Raw genomic sequence first — 20,899 nt, forward strand, 5'->3', positions numbered from 1 at the left:
TCTTGTTATACTTAGTCCTATTATAGGATTTTTGAGATGGAAAAGCTAGAAAAGCCCTAAACCTATTGGTCTAGAGTCTACTAAATACCTTTTAGACTAAAACTTATTTACCCAGTGTACTTCCTATCGCATACTGTGTAAACACCTGAAACTATGTCATCTTTTTCTAATTCGTTCTTTGTATTGATGCGATAGCGACCTGCAATAGGATCATAACTTGGATCAACTCCAGCTGCTATCATAGCAGATGACTGGTGATTTTCACGAACCTCAATATATATTAAGCCATTAGAGCGACTTAGGCTAGCTAAAAAATCAACTTTACTGAAGTTTTTTCCATACTCTCTATTATAAAAATCTGCCGTATAGCTTCGCGCCCAATCTGATGCTTGTTCCATAGTCAAATGCAATTGACGTGGAGTGTAATCCTTAAAATATGGATATTTATCATCTTCACCACCTATACCCTGACCAACTGAAATAGAAGCCTCAGTGTATATCTGTCCAGATACTGGATTTTTAACTCCTGCAGGTATGTAATAGTATCCTGCACCTCTACCAAAGTTCCCCATAATAATACCATTGCGTTCACGCTTGGTTTCAGACACTTGATCTAGGTAACCATTTTGATGAGTCAAAGTTCCATCTGCAGCAACTGTAAATGACTTACCCAAATCATTTGTCCATGTACCTGCCATGTAACTATAGGATTTCTTTGGGACAACAAAATTTGTAGACGATAGACTGACCCGCTTGTTATTACCAATCAGACTATTACCATAAACAGTGACATTGTACTTACCAGTATTCTTTTTGTGCTTTTCAAGATTAATCCGTGCTACATAACTACCGTTTGATTTCTTACTCGCCTTAATCCATTCGATGTCATCTCGTCCCTTTACTTGAGACCAGACCGATATAGATACTGAAGTGATATAAGCAGGTATTCCTGTCACTGTTGTCTTGTAATGTAGATCATCAACCTTAGTAACGTTGACCTTAGCACTTGGTGACGCCACATTATAAGAAATAGCCTTGAGTCCAACCAACCCCTTGCCTTTTTTAAGATAGGCATGGATGTTATACTTACCATAGCCCTTGTGTTTCTTGAACGGAGCCACAATCTTACCTAATGCATTCGCATTATACCACTTAAGATCATCTTTACCCTTAGTAGTCGACCAAACAGCAAAACGTACCTTACGGTAGTCTGAAACAGACTCTGATTTGAGGGAAACAGCCAAGCCTTTTGAAGTCATCTTAACTATTATTTGATTTTTCTTAGTTGTTTTTTGATTCTTATTTATACCCTCTTTGATAGCATTGACACTATTGACTTTGACAGTCAATGATGTTCTAGCTTTTTCACGGGTATCGTCAGGAGTGCTGACTACTACTTGTTGTGCTGCTTCTGATTGAGCAGTTGGACTCTCAGCTGCAGTTAAAAGAGCCACCACATGCCTTTCTGAGCTGGATCGAGGAGCTTCTGTAGATGCAGGTGTTTCTGAAGTTATTTCTGAAGTACTGGATTGAGTCGTATTCCCTGACGCAGAAGGTATAGTCGGAACTGTCGCTTCATTTGATGGAGCAACAATACTGACATCTTGGCTCTGAGCTACAGTTTGTTCCTCAGCTTGGGCTTGCCCTCCCATCAACAGACTAACTCCGATGAGGACTGACACCGCACCAAGACTGTATTTCTTGATGGTGAAATGTTGTTGTTCACGCAATCTTCGAACTCCTGATCTCATAATTGATTCCTTCTCTAAGCATTTACAAATTTAAAACGAGCACTAGGTAGTTATATTAAAATTAACAGAAATATTATATAAAAGTTAACGAATGTTGTCAATAGATTACAAACGAAATTTAGTGGGATTGAAGAGCTTTTTACTTAATTCACAGCAAAAACTTTTGCATCAAAAAAGAGCTGATCATACAGCCCAAACGCTGATCCATCAACTCATTTTACTGCAAGCTATCAACAAAACTTTTCGCTGCGCTCAAGCCTGCCCCAGTCATTTCTCTGGTTCGCTTAATCGCTTCAATCTGTTTGCCAGATCTGACCAATTCAGTAATTTCTGTCTTTTGCTCTTCTGTCAGTAGGATTTGCTCAGGGTTTACAGGTGGTACAGGAACCGCCTGACCGACTCTTGCCTGGGAAGGAGCACTTACCTGATTTCTGCGGGAATTTCCCAAAGTTAGCGCTAAGACTACAGCGACAATAACAATAGCAACCATAGCCAATAGCAAAAACAGGATTAATAATATCATAACACAACCCTTTCTCCCTAATATTTTATAGTTAACTTTATCCTAACACATACGTTTCAATCGCACGCGCGACTCCGGCATCATCATTGGTCGTGGTCACATAGCGACAGAGCTTCTTGACCTCATCACTGGCATTGCCCATGGCCACACTATGCCTTACAAAGGCCAGCATTTCAAGATCATTAGCGGCATCACCGATAGCCATAATATGATCTGCGCTAAGTCCAAGTTTCTTGGCTAGAGATTGAAGACCGGTAGCCTTTGTTCTTCCCTTTGGCATAGCTTCAAAAATATAAGATTGACTACGCACCGTTGAGAATTGCTGACTGAGCTTCTCTTCATATTTTGCCTGAAAGGCATCTATAGCTTGTTCATCGCCCATGTACATTGCCTGAAAAATCATTTGATCACCTGTAGCAATAGCATCAAGACTAGCTGCCTTCGCCTGATCAAAGACCAAACCAGCATCATAGACTACAATATCAGGGACATGACTTCCCACCACATAGAAGGTCTTCTCTGCCGTCAAGGTTAAATCAATACCCGGTTCATCTTGGCAAAGTTCTTGCAGATAGGCCATCTCCTCAAAATCCAAGCTAGCATAATCCACCAGATCCCAATTTTTTGTATTGTAAATGGCAGTGCCATTATTTAAGATGACATATTCATCATCAGCCAAATCTAATTCCTTAAGATAGGGCAAAACACCAGAGCGGGGCCGGCCTGTGCAAAGGACGATTTTAACCCCTGCTTGTGTGGCCTTACGAATAGCCTCAATATTGGCTTGAGGGATTTCTTTTTGACTATCAAGCAAAGTCCCATCAAGGTCTATTGCGATTAATTTAATCATGTATTCTTTCCATTTCTAATCCTATACATCAACTTACTATGACACTTAACAAAGTGCATTCTAGCAGTCTAATTCTCACCTATACGTAAGCAGTTTCCCACATTATAGCGAATACTGCCAAGAATTCCAAGTTTCCCACACACTCTGGTCACTTTTTAAAGATAAAATAGATGACACTCTAGAATTTTGAATCAAACGACAGCATCATTTTAACATACGGTGTCGCTATCGATGTTACAGCAGCTACACCATATGTTTGAACCATCCTTAGTCTGGCAAAAGTATTTAATCCTCTTCACCTATCATTGATCGAAGAGTTTGAAAGTCTTTGATCACTAGACTTTTTCCTTGCCTATCTATAATGTTGCTTGATTTCAGCTCTTGAAACAAACGTGCTACACTGGCTTCGTGAATATCTAAATAGGTACTGATTTCGGAATAAGTAAAAAAAGAATCCAATCGTCTTTGACCATCTGTACCTTCTCTACTATACTCTACCAAAAAATAGGATAACCGTACCAAAGCTTCATTTTCACTCATATGACGTGATTTATCCATAGCTAAAATATAATCACGTAGTACAACCTTTAGCATGGTTTCCAAAAAGTCTGTCTGAGTCAGTCTCTCAAGAATTTCATCAGTAGAAACTTCATATACAACACAGTCTGTCAAGGCCAAAATGTCAACTGTATGTCTTGGTGAATAGGCAAGGTAATGATGATTTAAAAAAGGAACAATATTAATAAAATCTCCAGCTGTAAAATATTTGTAGGTTAACCGCTTTCCTTCTGCACTGCTTGAGGTGAGCCCTGCAACACCATCGTCCAGTAGATAGATTGTTTTCATGCCATTTTCAGATCTTAAAGAGTCAATAGTCATTTGCTTTTTTATAACCCTTTTTTGACCTAATTGATAAAAATAGCTTACTTCACTCTTTTCCAACATGTTCACCCCTATCTTAGCCTATGTTATGGTCTGATTTTTCAAAGATTGCTATGATAATAGTCATCAATAAATGAAAGGATACTATGCCTATGAAATTATCACGAAAAGTCATCATTGCTGGGACAGTTTTGCTGTTACCTATCCTACTTCTAGTCGCTTATCTCAACCAAAAACCAGCGACCAAGGCAACAAAATCTGCTACATCCAGTCTATCAACTGGAAAAGTTAGTACCACACTTTCAAAAATAGATAATAGTAAATGGCACTACAATTCTGACGACAATGTTTATTATCAAACTGGTATTTCCTACGCTGCCAATCCAACAGATAGCAAGGAGCAAACGCTCTCCATCTTTGTCCCCGGTGATTACATGACAGCTAAAGACAATGGAGATGATACCTATACCGCCAAGCTGAATACCAAAAAGAAAGTCGGCAACTATACGGCTAAAACAGCACCCATTCTCATACCGATCAATACCCCTGGTTACTCAGCAATGAGTGCTCTAACTGACTACACTAGCCAAGCAAAAGATTACACTGACCAAGGAATGATTTATGTTTCTGCTGGACTGAGAGGTCGCGATAGCGGTGCACCAGCTGGTGTAACCGATGCCAAAGCAGCCATTCGCTATCTACGCTATAGTGCAAGTGAAATTGCCGGAAACACTGAAAATATCTTTGCCTTTGGTACATCTGGTGGCGGTGCACAGGCTTCTATTTTAGGATCGTCTGGTGATAGCAGCCTCTACGACGATTATCTCAAGAAAATTGGTGCTGTCACAGGCGTGTCAGATAGCGTCGCTGGAGTTATGGCCTGGGTTCCTATCACCAACTTAGATACCGCTAACGAAGCCTACGAATGGAATCTCGGATCTGCACGATCAGGACTCTCCGATACTGAACAGGCACTGTCTGACGGTCTAGCAGAAAAATATGCTCAATATATTAATAAATTAGGCCTAAAAGATGCTGACGGCAATACGCTAACACTAAAAAAATCCAATAACGGGATTTATCAAGCAGGTAGCTACTATGATTATATCAAATCAACTATTGAGAAGTCACTCAATACTTTTTTGAAAAACACTAAATTCCCTTATGATGCTTCAAGTTCATCTTCAAATATGGGAGGCGGAACACCACCGTCAGGTGAGGCACCATCTGGTCAAGCACCTGATAACTCATCAACCTCTGCTCCTGATTCTTCTAACTCAGCTAATAACCAAGCACCAACAGATTCTAGTGATAATACCGAGGAGCAACTCCAAGCTACAGACGGAGTTTCTAGAAATACGTCCAACAGTGGATTAAATTTATCAGGAACCTATGATTCAGCAAAGGACTACATTGCGGCCTTAAATGCTGAGTCTAAGTGGGTTACTTATGATGAAAAAACAAAGACGGCGAGCATCACTAGCGTTGAGGATTTCGTCAAATACCTAAAAAATCCATCTAAATCCGTCGGAGCATTTGATGCCCTAGATGAATCGCAAGCTGAAAACACCCTATTTGGTACTGATGGATCAGCTACTCACTGGGATAGCACCATGACAAAACTACTGAAAGGCACTAAATATGAAACTTCATACAGTGAAGATATGGATACAACTGATAGCCTAGGAACCGACTTGACTACCCGTATCAATATGTACACACCACTTTATTATCTCTCAGACTACTATGATGGTACCAATAGCTCAAATCTTGCAAAATATTGGCGCATTCGTTCAGGTATTAATCAAGGAGATACCGCCTTATCAACCGAAGTTAACCTGGCTCTAGCTCTTGAGAACGCAGGAGTTAAAAATGTAGACTTTGCAACTGTATGGGGCCAAGGTCACACCAACGCAGAAACTTCGGGAGATTCTACTGAAAACTTTATCAATTGGGTCAATGAAAGCTTAGGATATAATTAATCATAATCTTTTATCTAAAAAACAAGGATAGGTCTTTTGTGACCTATCCCTGTTTTTTTATTTTATCTTATAGTCTAACTGATGCCAGCATGCCTCTGAACCTTTTTATAGAACTCTGGATAGATGCGCTTTATGGCCACAAAACGACCATCACCATCTAAGAATGAATGCTCAGAATGAGCCTGGCAAACAAGCTGTCCATTCTGATTAGTCATAATATAGTCAAACCCCAGTTTAGCTCCCTTAAGCGTGCTGACGCTAATGTCAATAGCAATCTCATCAGCAAAAGTTGAGGTTGCCTTATAATCACAGTTAATATGGGTCACTGGGGAAATAATACCATCTGCCTCCAGCTGCTCGTAAGGCAGACCCACAGCCTCTAGAAAATAAACCCTAGCTTCCTCCATCCAACGCACGTAATTAGAATGATGAGTAATTCCCATCCGGTCGGTTTCATAATATTGAACCTTGTGGGTGAATCCTTTCATACACTGCCTCCCTCATAAAGCAAACCACTGCTAGCCCGACACTCAAGTGCACACTTCATTAGCTCAAATTAGCAATCGTACAACCTGATCCACCTGCATTTTGCGGTGCATAGCCAAAACTCTTGACGTGACGGTGACTTCGTAAATATTTGGTAACTCCCTCACGAATGACACCGGTACCGATACCATGAATAATATCGACTTGAGCCATATTATTAAGAAAGGCTTGATCGATAAACTCATCCAGTTCCTGCATGGCCTCCTCATAGCGCTTACCCCTGAGATCTAAGCGGGCACGTGGACCTGAACCAGCAGATTTTTTAACAACATGAACTTGTTTTTTCTTACCAGTCCTTGCCTGTTCTTGATTTTTTACCAGATTAAACTCAGATTCCTTCAGCGTCATCTTAATCAAGCCCACCTGAGCTTCCCAGCGACCATCTTTTAGCTGATGGATAAGAGTCCCACGTTGCCCATAAGTAATAACGATGATATCATCCCCCACCTTAGGAGCACGCTTAGCCTTTTGCTTTTTAGCCTTACGCAAGACCTTATTCTTAGAAAGATCTTCACCTGGAGCCAATTTATTTAGCTTTCCCTTTGCCTCAATCACTTCATGCGGCTTTAGCTGAGCATGTTCATTGAGATTTTTAAGAATCTGATCACTTTCAGCAAGAGCCTGATCCACCCTATCTTGGATCCGAGCATTAGCCTTGGCCAGCTCCCTATCATAAGCATGAGAAAACTCATTGTACAGTTTTTTAACAGCACGATTGAACTTGAGATTTTCCTGTTCAACCTCTCGAATATGATCCAATCGCTTGCGACTTTCAGCAGTTTGAACCTCCAGCTGCTCAATAATAGCATTAGCATCATGATCTCGATCAACCATAGCTTCTGCATCATTGACAATGGCAGTTTCTAAACCTAGTCGACGTGCGATCTCAAAGGCATTAGAACGGCCTGGAACTCCCTGCATAAAATGATAAGTAGGACTCAAGCTATCCACATCAAAAGCCATACTGGCATTTTGCACATGAGCAGTCTCTAAGCCATAAGCCTTGAGCTCAGGATAGTGAGTCGTTGCCATAGTCTTGATATCACTCAAACGCAAATGCTCAAGGATAGCCATAGCAAGGCCAGCACCCTCTTGAGGATCCGTTCCAGCCCCCAGCTCATCTAAGAGAATCAGACTATCCTGGTCAGCTTCTGACAAAATCTCAACGATATGGCTCATATGGCTAGAAAAAGTAGACAAGCTCTGCTCAATGGACTGTTCATCACCAATATCCGCAAAAATTTCCTTAAAAAGGCTAACTCGACTTCCCTTATCAGCCAAGATAGGCAGACCAGATTGAGCCATGACCTGTGTCAACCCCAAGGTCTTAAGCATAATGGTCTTCCCACCAGTATTAGGACCTGTGATAACAATCACAGTCACATTTCTTGAAAAATGCAAATCATTAGCCACTGGATGAGTCAAAAGAGGATGACGAACATTGATAAGATTGAGAGTGCCATCATCACTCAGCTCAGGGAGACTAGCATTCCTATCCTGCATATAGAGATACTTGGCACGGACAAAGTCAAGGTGTCCAATCAACCAAGCATTGTTTCGGATGACTTGAGTTTGAGGTCGAATCAAATCCGATAACTCTCTCAAAATGCGACGGAGCTCATGGCGCTCATCAGCCCTCGCCTGAGTAATGTCCTCATTGAGCTGGACAACTGCCCGTGGCTCTATATAAACCGTATTTCCAGATGCAGAAATATCATGAACAACACCTGCTATCTTATTGCGATGAGAGTGACGTACAGGCAAAACACTGCGACCATTACGACTGGCAATCAGGTTTTCAGCCAAGCTGTCAGACTTCGTCTTGAGCATTTCCTGAAGAACCTGTCGAACCTGAGTCTCACCCTCATGAATTCGGCGGCGGATCTTCTCAAGATGAGGACTTGCAAAACTCTCAATAAACCCACCATCATTGACAGATTGCAAACTGCCCTGCAATTTGGGAAGAGCCTCTATATGGTCAAAGAGCCGATCTAAAGCTGTCAATTCAACATTTTCAAGTCCTTCATAAAAGCGTCCAATCTCCGCAGACACCTCTAAGATACGCTTGATCGCCAATAATTCATCAACATTGAGATCAGCCTCTAATTCCAGACGCTTGATAGGCTCAACGATAGAAGCAAGAGAGCCAATAGCAAAACCATGGTGCTCAGTAAATAATTGTGCCATATCAGCAATTTCTCTAAAGGCTAGCTGGATTTTCTCAGCCTTCGTTTCTGGCAAGAGCTCAGCCAACTCCTCCTGACCAACCTCTGTCTGCAAATAAGGCTTAAACTGATCTTTGACTTTTGTAAATTCTAAAGCTTCTAAAATTTTTTCATTCATATGGTTTATTATATCAGAATTGAAGAGATTGTGAGTCAGACCTGCTATACAAAAGCACCCTTTCACATCACTAGTCAATCACATCTAAGGCTAGCTTTTGCACCCAAGCGCTACAAAAAATTCCCTAGGTATCTAATACCTAGGGAATAAAGAATCAGATTTCCTAGCCGATCTCACTGAAATAGAGCATTAGGAAAGACTGAAATCATCAAGCGCAGCAACCAATGATCAGCCAAAAAATCCTGAACACCAGTATCTGGAACGGTAGCTAAGATGGTGAAAAAAGCACCTAAACTGTAAAAAGTTACCATAACAGCCAAAGCCCCTGAGATCAATTTATAACTGGAATCTTTATTGAGCATCATACGCCTAAGGCCATGAACAAAGATGCCGAGCAAACGTACAATCAGATAAACTGCTACGTAAATACTCAAAAAGGCAACACCTGTATAATAAATCCTACTGAGGTCAAAAACATTTTGATCTGTAAAAAAACGCATACGAACATCCTCAGTAGCATTCGTATAAGGTATCCAAAGTGTAATAGCCCGTGCCAAGCCATCCTTCCAGATATAGGCTAAAATTGTCGCTACCACAGCTCCCAAACTATAAAAAATCTGCAGGTTCAAACTGCGCTGATAGCCCACATAAAAATTCCAAGCTAATACTAGCAAGAAGAAAAGTGAAATCATAGATCTCCCTCACCGATCAACTCAGATAACTTACGATTCTTGGTCAGAGAAGTCAGCTCCTTCTTGCGCAACTCCTCCAGTTCCATCTCTTTTTTATCAAACTCAATCTCTCGACTGAGCTGTGTCGACAAGGCGTTGATAGCCATCAGGATCGCCACGGTTTCATCATCAGCACCAGGCAGCGCTTCACGGATGGCATCGTATTTTTCACGAGCAACCCGCTCCACCTCTTCCATAAAGAGATTATCTTTATCTGTTGTCAAAGTCAAAGGCTTCTGCCCAAATGTAAATTTATAACGATTCTTTGATTTTGTCATAACATACCTCGTACTAGCTATTATATCTTAATTTTGATCTTTCTACAATTTAACACCTCATAAAATCCCAGCTCTGCTCATCAAACCATAGCTCGACCAAAACCGCCGCCATCTTCTAAGCCTAAAAACAGGCTAAATCCCTTGAAAATTTTACCAGAAAATGAGAGATTATCGAGGCCACTGGCGCCTTATTTATGATAAAATAGAAAACATGAATACGCTGGTTATGAAGATTGGAGAAGGCTCAACCAAGGAGCTCCCTAAAAGGCTCGCCCCTTATCAGGTAAGCAATAAAAATCCTTACGTCAGCTTTGCAGCCAAGCTGGAAGGGACAACTGTCCTGGTCTACTCCAGCGGGAAAATCGTCTTTCAAGGACCTGGGGCCAAGCAGCTAGCTCAGACCTTCGGCTACCAGGAAGACGATCCCGCTATCACAGTCAAGCGAGATCAAACCAAGGAAACCCTCATTGGCTCTGACGAGGTAGGCAACGGCTCTTATTTTGGTGGGCTAGCTGTTGTCGCTAGCCTAGTCACACCTGCTGACCATGATTTTCTCAAACAACTCGGAGTGGCTGATTCCAAGATCCTAAACGATTCCAAAATCCAGCAACTAGCCCCTCTATTAAAGGAGAAAATTCCCCACAAGGCACTCTTATTGGCGCCTCCTAAATATAACGAGGTGGTCGGCCCTGGCAAAAGGCACAATGCCGTATCTGTTAAGGTAGCCCTTCATAATCAAGCAATCTATTTACTTCTAAAGGATGTGCAAGAACCTGACGGTATCATCATCGATGCCTTTACTAGCACCAAAAATTACCAGAAGTATCTCAAAAATGAGCATAACCACTTTTCTGAGCCCATCACCTTAGAGGAAAAAGCTGAAAGCAAATATCTAGCAGTAGCCGTCAGCTCAATTATCGCACGTGATCTCTTCCTTGACAATCTCAAATCCTTAGGAGATAGTCTTGGTTATCATCTCCCCAGCGGAGCAGGTAGCCAGTCAGATCGAGTAGCCAGTCAGATATTGACCGCTTATGGCATGCAAGGACTCGCCCAAGTGGCCAAGCTCCATTTTGCTAACACAAAAAAAGCACAAACACTACGACACTAAGAAGGATAAAAATTCATGACCCAAGAAAAATCTATTAAACTACCATCCCCCTACCTCCTTTTTCTCAAAGAATGGGGAAGTACGATTGCTCTTGCCTTAGTACTTTTCCTCAGTTGGTTCTATATTTGGAATATCGTAACGGTCAGTGGCCACTCCATGGATCCAACCCTAGCGGAAAAAGACCGTCTCCTCATCATCAAAACAGCCAAGATAGACCGCTTTGACATTGTTGTCGCCTCTGAGAAAGAAAAAGGAGAAAACAAAAAAATTGTCAAGCGTGTCATCGGTATGCCCGGTGATACCATCACCTACAAAAATGATACTCTCTATGTTAATGGCAAAAAAACTGATGAAGACTACCTAAGTGATTATCAAAAAGAATTAAAAAAAGATCGCCTGCAATCGACCTATTCCTATAATAGCTATTTCCAACAGCAAGCTCGAAGTGCCAAGGCTTTCACAACTGATACCAACGGTAACTCTAACTTTACAGTTAAAGTCAAAAAAGGCGAGTACTTCCTCGTTGGAGATGATCGGATCGCTTCTAAGGATAGCCGTGCCGTCGGTAGTTTTAAAAAAGACAGCATTATAGGTGAGGTTAAATTCCGCCTCTGGCCATTCACTGCTATTGGAACAGTCGAGTAGACTGCCATCAGAAAAAGACTACATAAAAAGAGGAATGATCCATCTTCTCTCCTCTTTTTTTCATATTCTAACGTAACCCCTTTTAAGTGAGGAATCTATGAATCAAGTCTATTTTTCAGGAACCGTTGAGCGAGTGATCTTTGAAAATACCAGTAATTTTTTCAAGATCCTCCTTTTAGAAATTGAAGAAACCAACCATGAGGACTATGATGAGCTAGAAATTATCATCACAGGTACCATGGCTGATATTATGGAAGGCGAGGACTACACCTTTTGGGGCCAAGTCGTCCAACATCCCAAATATGGCATCCAGCTCCAAGCCCAACGCTATGAGCGTGCCCAGCTGACATCAGCAGGTTTGATCAACTATTTTTCAAGCGATAACTTTAAAGGGATCGGCAAAAAAACAGCCCAACGTATCCTTGACGCCTATGGGGATGACAACACTATCGACAAAATCCTGTCCCAGCCAGAAAAACTCACTAGCATTTCCGGTCTATCTAAAGCTAGCCGAGCTAATTTTATCGCTAAACTGAAGAGCAACTATGGTACAGAACAAGTCCTGTCTAAGTTGGCAGAGTATGGTCTCTCTAATCGTCAGGCCATCGATATTTTTGAACACTATAAAGACAGGACCTTGGATATTCTTCAGGAAAACCCTTACCAATTAGTCGAAGATATCAAAGGCATTGGATTTAAAATTGCAGATAATCTAGCTGGACAGCTAGGGATCGAAAGCGACTCTCCCAAGCGCTTTCGAGCAGGTCTCATCCACAGCCTAAGCGAGCTCTCTATTGAACGAGGAGACACTTATGTTGAAGCTCGGGATCTACTGGAGTATGCCGTCGATCTATTGGAAGATGCTAGACAAATCGAACTCAACCCCACCCTCCTAGCCCAAGAGCTGACCCAGCTCATCGCCGAAGACAAGGTTCAACATATAGACACTCGTATCTTTGAAAACAGTCTCTACCACGCTGAAGAAGGGATCAAAACCAATCTTCAGCGTATCCTAGACATGCCCGTGCTCAAGGATTTATCTATCCAACAAATACACCAAGCGATCACTGACATAGAAGAGGACTTTGATCTCAGCTACGATAAAATCCAAAAAGAGGCCATCACAAAAGCTCTGACCAGCAAGGTATTTCTCCTGACAGGAGGACCTGGTACTGGAAAAACAACCGTCATCAACGGAATCATCCATGCCTATGCTCAGTTACACAAGATTGACCTTGAGGCTAAGGAACTTCCCATTATCTTAACGGCCCCAACAGGCCGTGCTAGTCGCCGGATGAATGAATTGACAGGACTTCCAGCTGCCACAATTCACCGCCACCTAGGGCTGACAAGCGATGGTAGCGACTTTCAAACGCTTGAAGACTTCCTTGACTGTGACTTGATTATTATCGATGAATTTTCTATGGTTGATACTTGGTTAGCCAACCAGCTCCTATCCAGTATCTCATCCAATACGCAAGTTATTATCGTTGGAGATAGTGACCAACTCCCATCAGTAGGTCCCGGCCAAGTGCTAGCAGATCTCCTCAAGGTCCCAAATCTACCACAAATCGCCTTGACTAAGATCTTCCGACAATCTGAAGATTCCACCATTGTGACCTTAGCCAGTCAGATTCGCCAAGGCCAGCTCCCCCCTGATTTCACCCAGAAAAAAGCTGATCGTTCTTACTTTGAAGCACAAGCCCAGCAGATTCCAGCCATGATAGAAAAGATCGTGACATCTGCTCTCAAGAGTGGCATCGAAGCCCAAGAAATTCAAATCCTAGCGCCTATGTACCGGGGACAGGCAGGTATCAACTCACTCAATACCTTGATGCAAAATCTCCTCAATCCTAAGGTCAATAAAGAGGAATTCTCTTTTAACGATCTTGTCTTTCGTACCGGTGATAAGGTTCTTCATTTGATCAATGATGCTGAACTCAATGTCTTTAACGGTGATATTGGGACCATTACAGACCTAATCCCCGGCAAGTACACCGAAAGCAAGCAGGATGAGATTTACTTAGATTTTGATGGTAGCCAAGTCGTTTACCCCCGCAATGAATGGCACAAAATTACTCTAGCCTATGCCATGTCTATCCACAAGTCGCAAGGTAGTGAATTTCAAGTTGTCATCCTCCCATTAACACGCCAGAGCGGCCGCATGCTCCAGCGCAATCTCATCTATACAGCCATCACCCGCTCAAAGAGTAAGTTAATCTTGTTAGGAGAACTCAGTGCCTTCACTTATGCGATTGAGCACCAAAGTACCAAGCGCAAGACTTATCTGGTTGAACGCTTTGGCACCCCTCAAGCTAGCCACCCGACCTCTTCTCAGTCTGATAGCCTAGCACTGGCTGGCTCCAATCATGAAGCTAGCTCTCCTCAGACAGACTTACCTGCAAAACAGCCAAACGAGCCTGATAGCAAGCAGGCCCATATCCTCACAGCAGAAAATCTCAACAGTATTGATCCCATGATCGGACTGAGCACAGAGGATATCGCTCTCTTTTTTAAGATAAACCCGTAAACGATCTAGAAAGGAGCATCAGCCATGATGATCCCCATCAGTGACTTGATCACCATCTTCAAAAAATCAAATCGGACGATCGCTATCGCCCATCTAATCAACCTGATCCTCAATTTGATCCTCTTCTTCACCTTGGCACTTAGCCTATTTCTCATTTCTCAAGATATAACACTTGATAAAGAACTAGAAAAATCTATCTATGACGTATTAGGACAACTCCCTGGTAACTATATCTTTAACTTAATGGTCAATATTGTCATCAATACCATCATCATGATTCTAGCCTTTATCAACCAAGCCAAAATTAAAAACCACAAGCTAGTATCAGATTGGCCCTATCTCTTAGGCTATACCCTCTGCGCCATCAATATCATCTTCGCTCTTATCTCAGACAGCGGTCTGCTCTTTATTCTGACCCAGTTGATCTATCTAGCCTATTATATATCAGCTCACAGCTCTGGAAAACTCCTCAATACCTTACTAAAAACCCTGACAAAAAACTAAGACAATAATAATCCTTCCTAATCTAGCTAATCTTTCTATGTTTAGAAGTTATGTGTTTCACATTACTTACTAAAAACGAGACTGAAACATAATTCAGTCTCGTTTTTAGTAAAATTTAACAACAACCTATTAAATATCCAGTTTAATAGCTTCTTGACGCCCTTCCAAGGCCGTCACTGTTACCCCCAACAAACGAATCCCCGTAGCCTCTTTGCCTTCAATCTCATCATAAATAGCATGAGCCTCCTGCTCAATCACATCAGCATCCTGAGTAGCCTGCTCCAAACTATGTCGCTTGGTCACTGTAGAAAAATCGGCATAACGCACCTTTAGCACAATCACCCGCCCTCTTTTATGATAACTTTCCAAAGTAGCCGCCACCCGCCTAACATTCTTGGAAATCTCTGCCTTAACATCCTCATCAGACAGTAAAAGTTTGGCGTAAGTACGCTCACTCCCAACGGACTTGCGCTCTCGATTAGGACGTACTGGACTATTAGAAATACCTCTCGCCTTACGATAAAGATCATACCCAAACCGTCCAAAATGATCAATCAAGGTCATCTCTGATAAATTCAAAAGATCTTCACCTGTAAAGACACCCAGCTCATTCAAACGCTTGACGGATTGCTTACCAACACCATGAAATTTTTCAATAGGCAACTGACTCAAAAAGTGCTCAGCCTCCTCTGGTAATATCAGTGTCAAACCCCTAGGCTTTTTAAAATCACTCGCTAGCTTAGCTAAAAATTTATTATAAGAGACACCAGCAGAGCAAGTCAGATGAAGCTCCCGCCAGATATCATACTGAATCATCTTTGCCAGCTTGACTGCGGATTTAATGCCCAATTTATTATCAGTCACATCCAAATAAGCCTCATCAATCGACATGGGCTCAACAAGATCAGTATAACGGCTAAAAATTTCCCGAATCTGCTGACCAATCTGACGATACTTTTTGTAATTACCAGAAACAAAGACGGCCTGAGGACATCGTTCCAAGGCCTCTTTAGAATTCATAGCGGAGTGAATGCCATATTTTCTAGCTTCATAATTACAGGTGGATACGACACCCCGCCCACCCGTCTGACGAGGGTCGGCACCAATGATCAATGGTTTCCCTCTAAGGTCTGGATTATCCCTCTCTTCCACAGCAGCAAAAAAGGCATCCATATCAATATGAATAATTTTACGGCTAGTATCATTGAGCAGAGGAAAAATAAGCATAGTTAACCTTTCTTACTTCGTTAGTTTATTATACAACATCGCTGACTGATTGACCAGCTTTAAAGCTAAAAATTTATAGTGACAGATGCAGGTAATTTCCACTTTTTCGTTGTGAAAGCGGTTACCATATGGTATACTGAAAGTGTAATGACGTAGCAAATAGCTACTAGAAATTTTAGGAGATGGATTATGGCTACTGTAAAAACAAACACAGATGTCTTTGAAAAAGCCTGGGAAGGCTTCAAAGGTACAGATTGGAAAGAAAAGGCTAGTGTAGCACGCTTCGTTCAGGCAAACTACACCCCTTATGACGGTGATGAAAGCTTCCTAGCTGGTCCTACGGAGCGCACCCTCCACATCAAGAAAATCGTCGATGATACCAAGGCTAGCTACGAAGCTCAAGGCCGCTTTCCTATGGATACTCAACCCACTTCAATCGCAGGAATTGGAGCTGGGTATATCGATAAAGATCAAGAAGTGATCTACGGTATCCAAAATGATGAACTTTTCAAGCTCAACTTCATGCCAAAGGGCGGTATCCGTATGGCAGAAACTGCCTTGACCGAACATGGTTATGAACCCGACCCAGCTGTCCATGAAATTTTCACAAAACATGTCACAACTGTTAACGACGGTATTTTCCGTGCCTATACTTCAAACATTCGTCGTGCCCGCCATGCCCACACTGTCACAGGCCTACCAGACGCTTACTCACGCGGTCGTATCATCGGAGTTTATGCACGACTAGCTCTCTATGGCGCTGACTACCTCATGCAAGAAAAAGTCAACGACTGGAATGCTTTGACTGAAATTGACGAAGAAACTATTCGTCTGCGTGAAGAAGTCAACTTACAATATCAAGCCCTGCAAGATGTTGTTAAATTAGGAGATCTCTACGGTGTAGATGTTCGTCGTCCAGCCTACGATACTAAGGAAGCTGTTCAATGGACAAACATTGCCTTCATGGCTGTTGCTCGCGTGATCAACGGGGCTGCTACATCACTTGGTCGTGTCCCAATCGTCCTCGATGTCTACGCTGAGCGTGACCTAGCACGTGGTACCTATACTGAAAGCGAAATTCAAGAATTTATCGACGATTTCGTCATGAAACTACGTACGGTCAAATTTGCCCGTACCAAAGCCTACGATGAATTGTATTCTGGTGATCCTACCTTTATCACCACTTCAATGGCTGGTATGGGAGCCGATGGCCGTCACCGTGTCACCAAGATGGACTACCGTTTCCTAAATACATTGGACAACATCGGTAATTCACCAGAGCCAAACTTGACTGTTCTTTGGACTGACAAATTGCCATACGCTTTCCGTCACTACTGCATGCACATGAGCCACAAACACTCTTCTATCCAATATGAAGGTGTAACCACAATGGCTAAAGACGGTTATGGTGAAATGTCATGTATCTCCTGCTGTGTCTCACCGCTCGACCCAGAAAATGAGGAGCAACGTCACAACATTCAATACTTCGGTGCTCGTGTAAATGTCCTGAAAGCTCTCTTGACCGGCCTTAATGGTGGTTACGATGACGTTCATAAGGACTACAAAGTCTTCGATATCGAGCCTATTCGTGACGAAGTACTGGACTTCGACACCGTTAAAGCTAATTTTGAAAAATCTCTCGATTGGTTGACAGATACCTACGTAGATGCCCTCAATATCATTCACTACATGACTGATAAGTATAACTACGAAGCTGTTCAGATGGCCTTCCTGCCAACTCATCAACGAGCTAACATGGGATTTGGTATCTGTGGTTTTGCCAATACCGTTGATACCCTTTCAGCTATTAAATACGCTACTGTTAAACCAATCCGCGATGAAGACGGCTACATCTACGATTACGAGACAACCGGTGACTATCCACGTTGGGGTGAAGATGACCCTCGTTCTAATGAATTAGCAGAATGGTTGATCGAAGCCTACACAACTCGTCTTCGCAGTCACAAGCTTTACAAGAATGCAGAAGCAACCGTATCACTTTTGACTATCACATCTAACGTGGCTTACTCTAAACAAACTGGTAACTCACCAGTCCACAAAGGTGTCTATCTCAATGAAGATGGCACTGTCAACCTATCTAAGTTGGAATTCTTCTCACCAGGTGCCAACCCATCTAACAAGGCTAAAGGTGGCTGGTTGCAAAATCTCAACTCTCTTGCCAGCCTTGACTTTGCTTATGCAGCCGATGGTATCTCATTGACGACCCAAGTTTCACCACGTGCTCTTGGTAAGACTCGTGAAGAACAAGTTGATAACCTGGTCACTATCCTTGATGGTTACTTTGAAAACGGTGGCCAACACGTCAACCTCAATGTCATGGACCTCAAAGATGTCTACGACAAGATCATGAGCGGGGAAGATGTCATCGTTCGTATCTCTGGATACTGTGTCAACACTAAATACCTGACTAAGGAACAAAAGACTGAATTGACACAACGTGTCTTCCACGAAGTCCTCTCAATGGATGACGCTGCTGAAGCTCTCTCAGGACAAGCAAAATAGAAGCTATCAGCAAAAAGACTTTGCCTAACTTAATGGCAAAGTCTTTTTGCTATGTTTATAAATCGTACTATATAGTCGAATGAGTGATAAATATCCACAAACCAACTTATGAGGATCATGAATGTAGCAAACTCTCTAGATCATAACTCTTATTTATAAAATTAAAAGTTAAAACAAACCGTCTGTTAGCAATTTATAAAATTGAGATAATATCATACTGAGAATTACAAATCTCTATAAATTATTTTCTTATACCTAGTTCAATCGTATTATTAATAATAAGCATTATACAATCTATACCAGTTGATCTCAATAGTTCTTGCTCCTCTTTTGAGCGCTCAAAATACAACAATTCATCTACAATAGATGAAATAAAATCAAAAATTACCCCAGAAAGAACCTTTAACCTTTGACTTTCTCTACAACCAGTATAATATAAAAAGCATTGATATGTTAAATCTTTCACTTTGGAATTGTGCTCTTTTAATATTAGTTTAACTTTAGGTATCGTCAATGCTAGCATTTCAATTTGAGTATGAAAATCTTCATTTTCATTTTCTACCAATTTATCGACCAAGATCTCTAAACATTGTCTAGGATCTTTTTTAAATAAATTTAGAAAGTCTTGATTATTAATATCATCAAATAAACGGATAAATGTACTATTATAATCATCTAGCAATGATATTAAAATTGCTTCTTTATCAGAAAAATAAGAATATAAAGTACCTATAGATACACCCGCCTCTTTTGCAATTTCATTTGTTGTGACATTAAAGTAATTTTTTTCAGAGAAGAGTTGTTTCGATGTCTCTAATATTCTATTTAACTTATCAATACTCCTTTTCTGAGAGGGAATTCTCACTTCGTTTACCATTTCTACACCCACTTTATCAATAATATTATTTAACTATATTAACTGTTATACTATCATATTTTCAAAAAAAACCAAGTTATCACCCACTCAAAAATATGAGTGTTTTTTCATGTTTTTATTGACAATCACCCCTAGAAGATATATCATTAAAAACATGAGTGATAGCTCATTTTTAAGGAGGGTTCTATGTTAAAAAAAGTAATGTTGACAACTGCAATGTGTCTCGGTATCTTTTTGGTCATGTTGGATACAACGATTATGAATATTGCTTTACCTGCAATTAAAGTAGGGATAAATGTCAGTACAGATAAGTTATCTTGGGCTTTGAATGCTTATACGATTGTATTTGCAACTTTTACAATTCCCTTAAGCAGATTGGCAGATATTTATGGTAAAAAGAAATTATTAATTATTGCATTTCTATTATTTGGAATAGGTAGCTTGCTTTCAGGGTTATCTAATGGTTTTTATCAGTTGATTAGTGGCAGAATAATTGCTAGTTTTGGAGCCTCTATTTTATTACCAGTTGGTAATTCTTTAGGAATTTCAACCTGGAGTGTTGAAGATAGGTTTAAGGTGGTGGCGGCATTAGGGCTGACTCAAGGGGGTGCTGCTGCGATTGGTCCTACTCTGGGGGGAGTTATTACTGATAACTTATCTTGGAATTGGATTTTCTTTATTAACATCCCAATTGCTATCGTTGCTATTATTCTATTGGCTATTTCATATAAAGCTGTAGAGAAAGTTTTAGATATAAAAACAGATTGGTTTGGCAGTTTTATTTCTATGTTGGGACTTTTCGCAACAACTTTAGGCTTGATTAAATATAGAGAGTGGGGGATCAGTGATTCGAAAACTTTAACTTGTTTAGTTATTGCCCTTGTTTCCATTGTACTATTTATTGGTGTGGAAAATCATGTGGATTATCCTATGATTGATTTAGGACTTTTTAAAAAGAAAGTCTTCACAGTATCTTCGTCAATCGCTTTCGTTGCTCAATTTTTTTATATTGGAGTTATTGTCGTTTTACCAACCTATCTTACTCTTGTTTTAAATAAAACTGAGCTGGATGCTGCTTTGATTTTACTACCAATGTCAATTACAGTCTTTTTATTCGGGGGTGTGGGAAGTTTACTGATTAATAAACTTGGTCCAAGATTGTTAGTTTTTGTTGGTTTGTTCTCGATTTTGTTATCCTATTATTTACTAACACATTGTGATGCTACTAAAATTTCATCCATTACCCTGGCAACATTTATCTTAGGGATTGGCTTCGGTATTATTGCTGGACCAATAAATGTTTTGGCGGCTTCAGATTTTTCAGGAGAAATATTAACTGCTTCTCAAAGCGTTATTAGTGTTGTTAGACAAATTGGTTCTGTTTTTGGAGTTTCTGTATTTATGTCTATGGTAACTTCCCGATTAAATAATCTTTCGGTTTACAACTTACCAAATATGTCAAATGCATATATTTCAATATATAAACTGTGGTTATTGCCATTGCTGTTCTTACTAGTACTAGCCTTTCTTTTTCCCAGAAAAGAAAACTATTTAGAAAATTCAAAGAATAATAATTATTAAAATAGAGATTATGAA

17 protein-coding genes are annotated in these 20,899 nt (G+C 40.9%); 7 read left to right on the forward strand and 10 right to left on the reverse strand.

The window, feature by feature from the left end; translation table 11 throughout:
- Positions 1-107: 107 nt before the first annotated feature.
- From AC4HAI_RS07585 to AC4HAI_RS07600, 4 genes are all read right to left on the reverse strand, one after another.
- Positions 108-1,751: a GBS Bsp-like repeat-containing protein gene (locus AC4HAI_RS07585; protein WP_491079060.1), complete on the reverse strand. Its 1,644-nt coding sequence runs from the start codon at positions 1,749-1,751 to the stop codon at positions 108-110.
- A gap of 217 nt (positions 1,752-1,968) precedes the next feature.
- Positions 1,969-2,274, reverse strand: coding sequence for a hypothetical protein (locus AC4HAI_RS07590; protein ID WP_491079059.1), 306 nt, complete (start codon positions 2,272-2,274; stop codon positions 1,969-1,971).
- 37 nt (positions 2,275-2,311) lie between these two features.
- Positions 2,312-3,124, reverse strand: coding sequence for a Cof-type HAD-IIB family hydrolase (locus tag AC4HAI_RS07595; RefSeq protein WP_491079058.1), 813 nt, complete (start codon positions 3,122-3,124; stop codon positions 2,312-2,314).
- 285 nt (positions 3,125-3,409) lie between these two features.
- Entirely contained in the window at positions 3,410-4,066 is a 657-nt protein-coding gene (locus AC4HAI_RS07600) for a Crp/Fnr family transcriptional regulator (RefSeq protein WP_491111113.1), read from the reverse strand.
- A gap of 92 nt (positions 4,067-4,158) precedes the next feature.
- Here AC4HAI_RS07600 and AC4HAI_RS07605 point away from each other — a divergent pair, with 92 nt between their 5' ends.
- Positions 4,159-5,988 carry a subtype A tannase gene (locus AC4HAI_RS07605; protein WP_491079056.1) on the forward strand — a complete coding sequence of 610 codons (1,830 nt, stop codon included), beginning with the start codon at positions 4,159-4,161 and terminating at the stop codon, positions 5,986-5,988.
- Positions 5,989-6,062: 74 nt separating this feature from the next.
- On the opposite strand, the gene AC4HAI_RS07610 is transcribed toward AC4HAI_RS07605, so the two are convergent.
- From AC4HAI_RS07610 to AC4HAI_RS07625, 4 genes are all read right to left on the reverse strand, one after another.
- Positions 6,063-6,476 (reverse strand): acyl-CoA thioesterase, encoded by a 414-nt coding sequence (locus tag AC4HAI_RS07610; protein ID WP_491079055.1) that lies wholly within the window; start codon positions 6,474-6,476, stop codon positions 6,063-6,065.
- Positions 6,477-6,534: 58 nt separating this feature from the next.
- Positions 6,535-8,877 carry an endonuclease MutS2 gene (locus AC4HAI_RS07615; RefSeq protein ID WP_491111115.1) on the reverse strand — a complete coding sequence of 781 codons (2,343 nt, stop codon included), beginning with the start codon at positions 8,875-8,877 and terminating at the stop codon, positions 6,535-6,537.
- Between the two features lie 173 nt (positions 8,878-9,050).
- Positions 9,051-9,569 carry a CvpA family protein gene (locus tag AC4HAI_RS07620; RefSeq protein WP_491079053.1) on the reverse strand — a complete coding sequence of 173 codons (519 nt, stop codon included), beginning with the start codon at positions 9,567-9,569 and terminating at the stop codon, positions 9,051-9,053.
- Positions 9,566-9,886, reverse strand: coding sequence for a hypothetical protein (locus AC4HAI_RS07625; protein WP_491079052.1), 321 nt, complete (start codon positions 9,884-9,886; stop codon positions 9,566-9,568). The genes AC4HAI_RS07620 and AC4HAI_RS07625 overlap by 4 nt, the downstream gene beginning before the upstream one ends.
- A 211-nt stretch (positions 9,887-10,097) precedes the next feature.
- Here AC4HAI_RS07625 and rnhC point away from each other — a divergent pair, with 211 nt between their 5' ends.
- From rnhC to AC4HAI_RS07645, 4 genes are all read left to right on the forward strand, one after another.
- Positions 10,098-10,997 carry a ribonuclease HIII gene (gene rnhC / locus AC4HAI_RS07630; protein ID WP_491079051.1) on the forward strand — a complete coding sequence of 300 codons (900 nt, stop codon included), beginning with the start codon at positions 10,098-10,100 and terminating at the stop codon, positions 10,995-10,997.
- Between the two features lie 15 nt (positions 10,998-11,012).
- Positions 11,013-11,642: a signal peptidase I gene (lepB, locus tag AC4HAI_RS07635; protein WP_491079050.1), complete on the forward strand. Its 630-nt coding sequence runs from the start codon at positions 11,013-11,015 to the stop codon at positions 11,640-11,642.
- A gap of 97 nt (positions 11,643-11,739) precedes the next feature.
- Entirely contained in the window at positions 11,740-14,172 is a 2,433-nt protein-coding gene (gene recD2 / locus AC4HAI_RS07640) for an SF1B family DNA helicase RecD2 (protein WP_491111116.1), read from the forward strand.
- Positions 14,173-14,196: 24 nt separating this feature from the next.
- A complete protein-coding gene (locus AC4HAI_RS07645) occupies positions 14,197-14,676 on the forward strand; it encodes a hypothetical protein (RefSeq protein ID WP_491111118.1) in 480 nt (159 codons plus the stop codon).
- A 129-nt stretch (positions 14,677-14,805) separates the two neighbouring features.
- Here the strand turns inward: AC4HAI_RS07645 and dinB are convergent, their stop codons facing one another.
- Positions 14,806-15,903: a DNA polymerase IV gene (gene dinB, locus AC4HAI_RS07650; protein WP_491111120.1), complete on the reverse strand. Its 1,098-nt coding sequence runs from the start codon at positions 15,901-15,903 to the stop codon at positions 14,806-14,808.
- A gap of 189 nt (positions 15,904-16,092) precedes the next feature.
- On the opposite strand from dinB, the gene pflB reads away from it, so the two are divergent.
- Positions 16,093-18,426 (forward strand): formate C-acetyltransferase, encoded by a 2,334-nt coding sequence (gene pflB / locus AC4HAI_RS07655; RefSeq protein WP_491079046.1) that lies wholly within the window; start codon positions 16,093-16,095, stop codon positions 18,424-18,426.
- Positions 18,427-18,667: 241 nt separating this feature from the next.
- Here pflB and AC4HAI_RS07660 read toward each other — a convergent pair whose 3' ends face one another.
- Positions 18,668-19,303 carry a TetR/AcrR family transcriptional regulator gene (locus AC4HAI_RS07660; protein WP_491079149.1) on the reverse strand — a complete coding sequence of 212 codons (636 nt, stop codon included), beginning with the start codon at positions 19,301-19,303 and terminating at the stop codon, positions 18,668-18,670.
- A 186-nt stretch (positions 19,304-19,489) separates the two neighbouring features.
- Between AC4HAI_RS07660 and AC4HAI_RS07665 the strand changes: the two genes are divergently transcribed.
- The gene (locus AC4HAI_RS07665) at positions 19,490-20,884 is read left to right on the forward strand and encodes an MFS transporter (RefSeq protein WP_491079045.1); all 1,395 of its coding nucleotides are present in this window, start codon (positions 19,490-19,492) and stop codon (positions 20,882-20,884) included.
- Positions 20,885-20,899 lie beyond the last annotated feature (15 nt).

It is taken from the genome of Streptococcus sp. ALY_208, assembly GCF_058314295.1.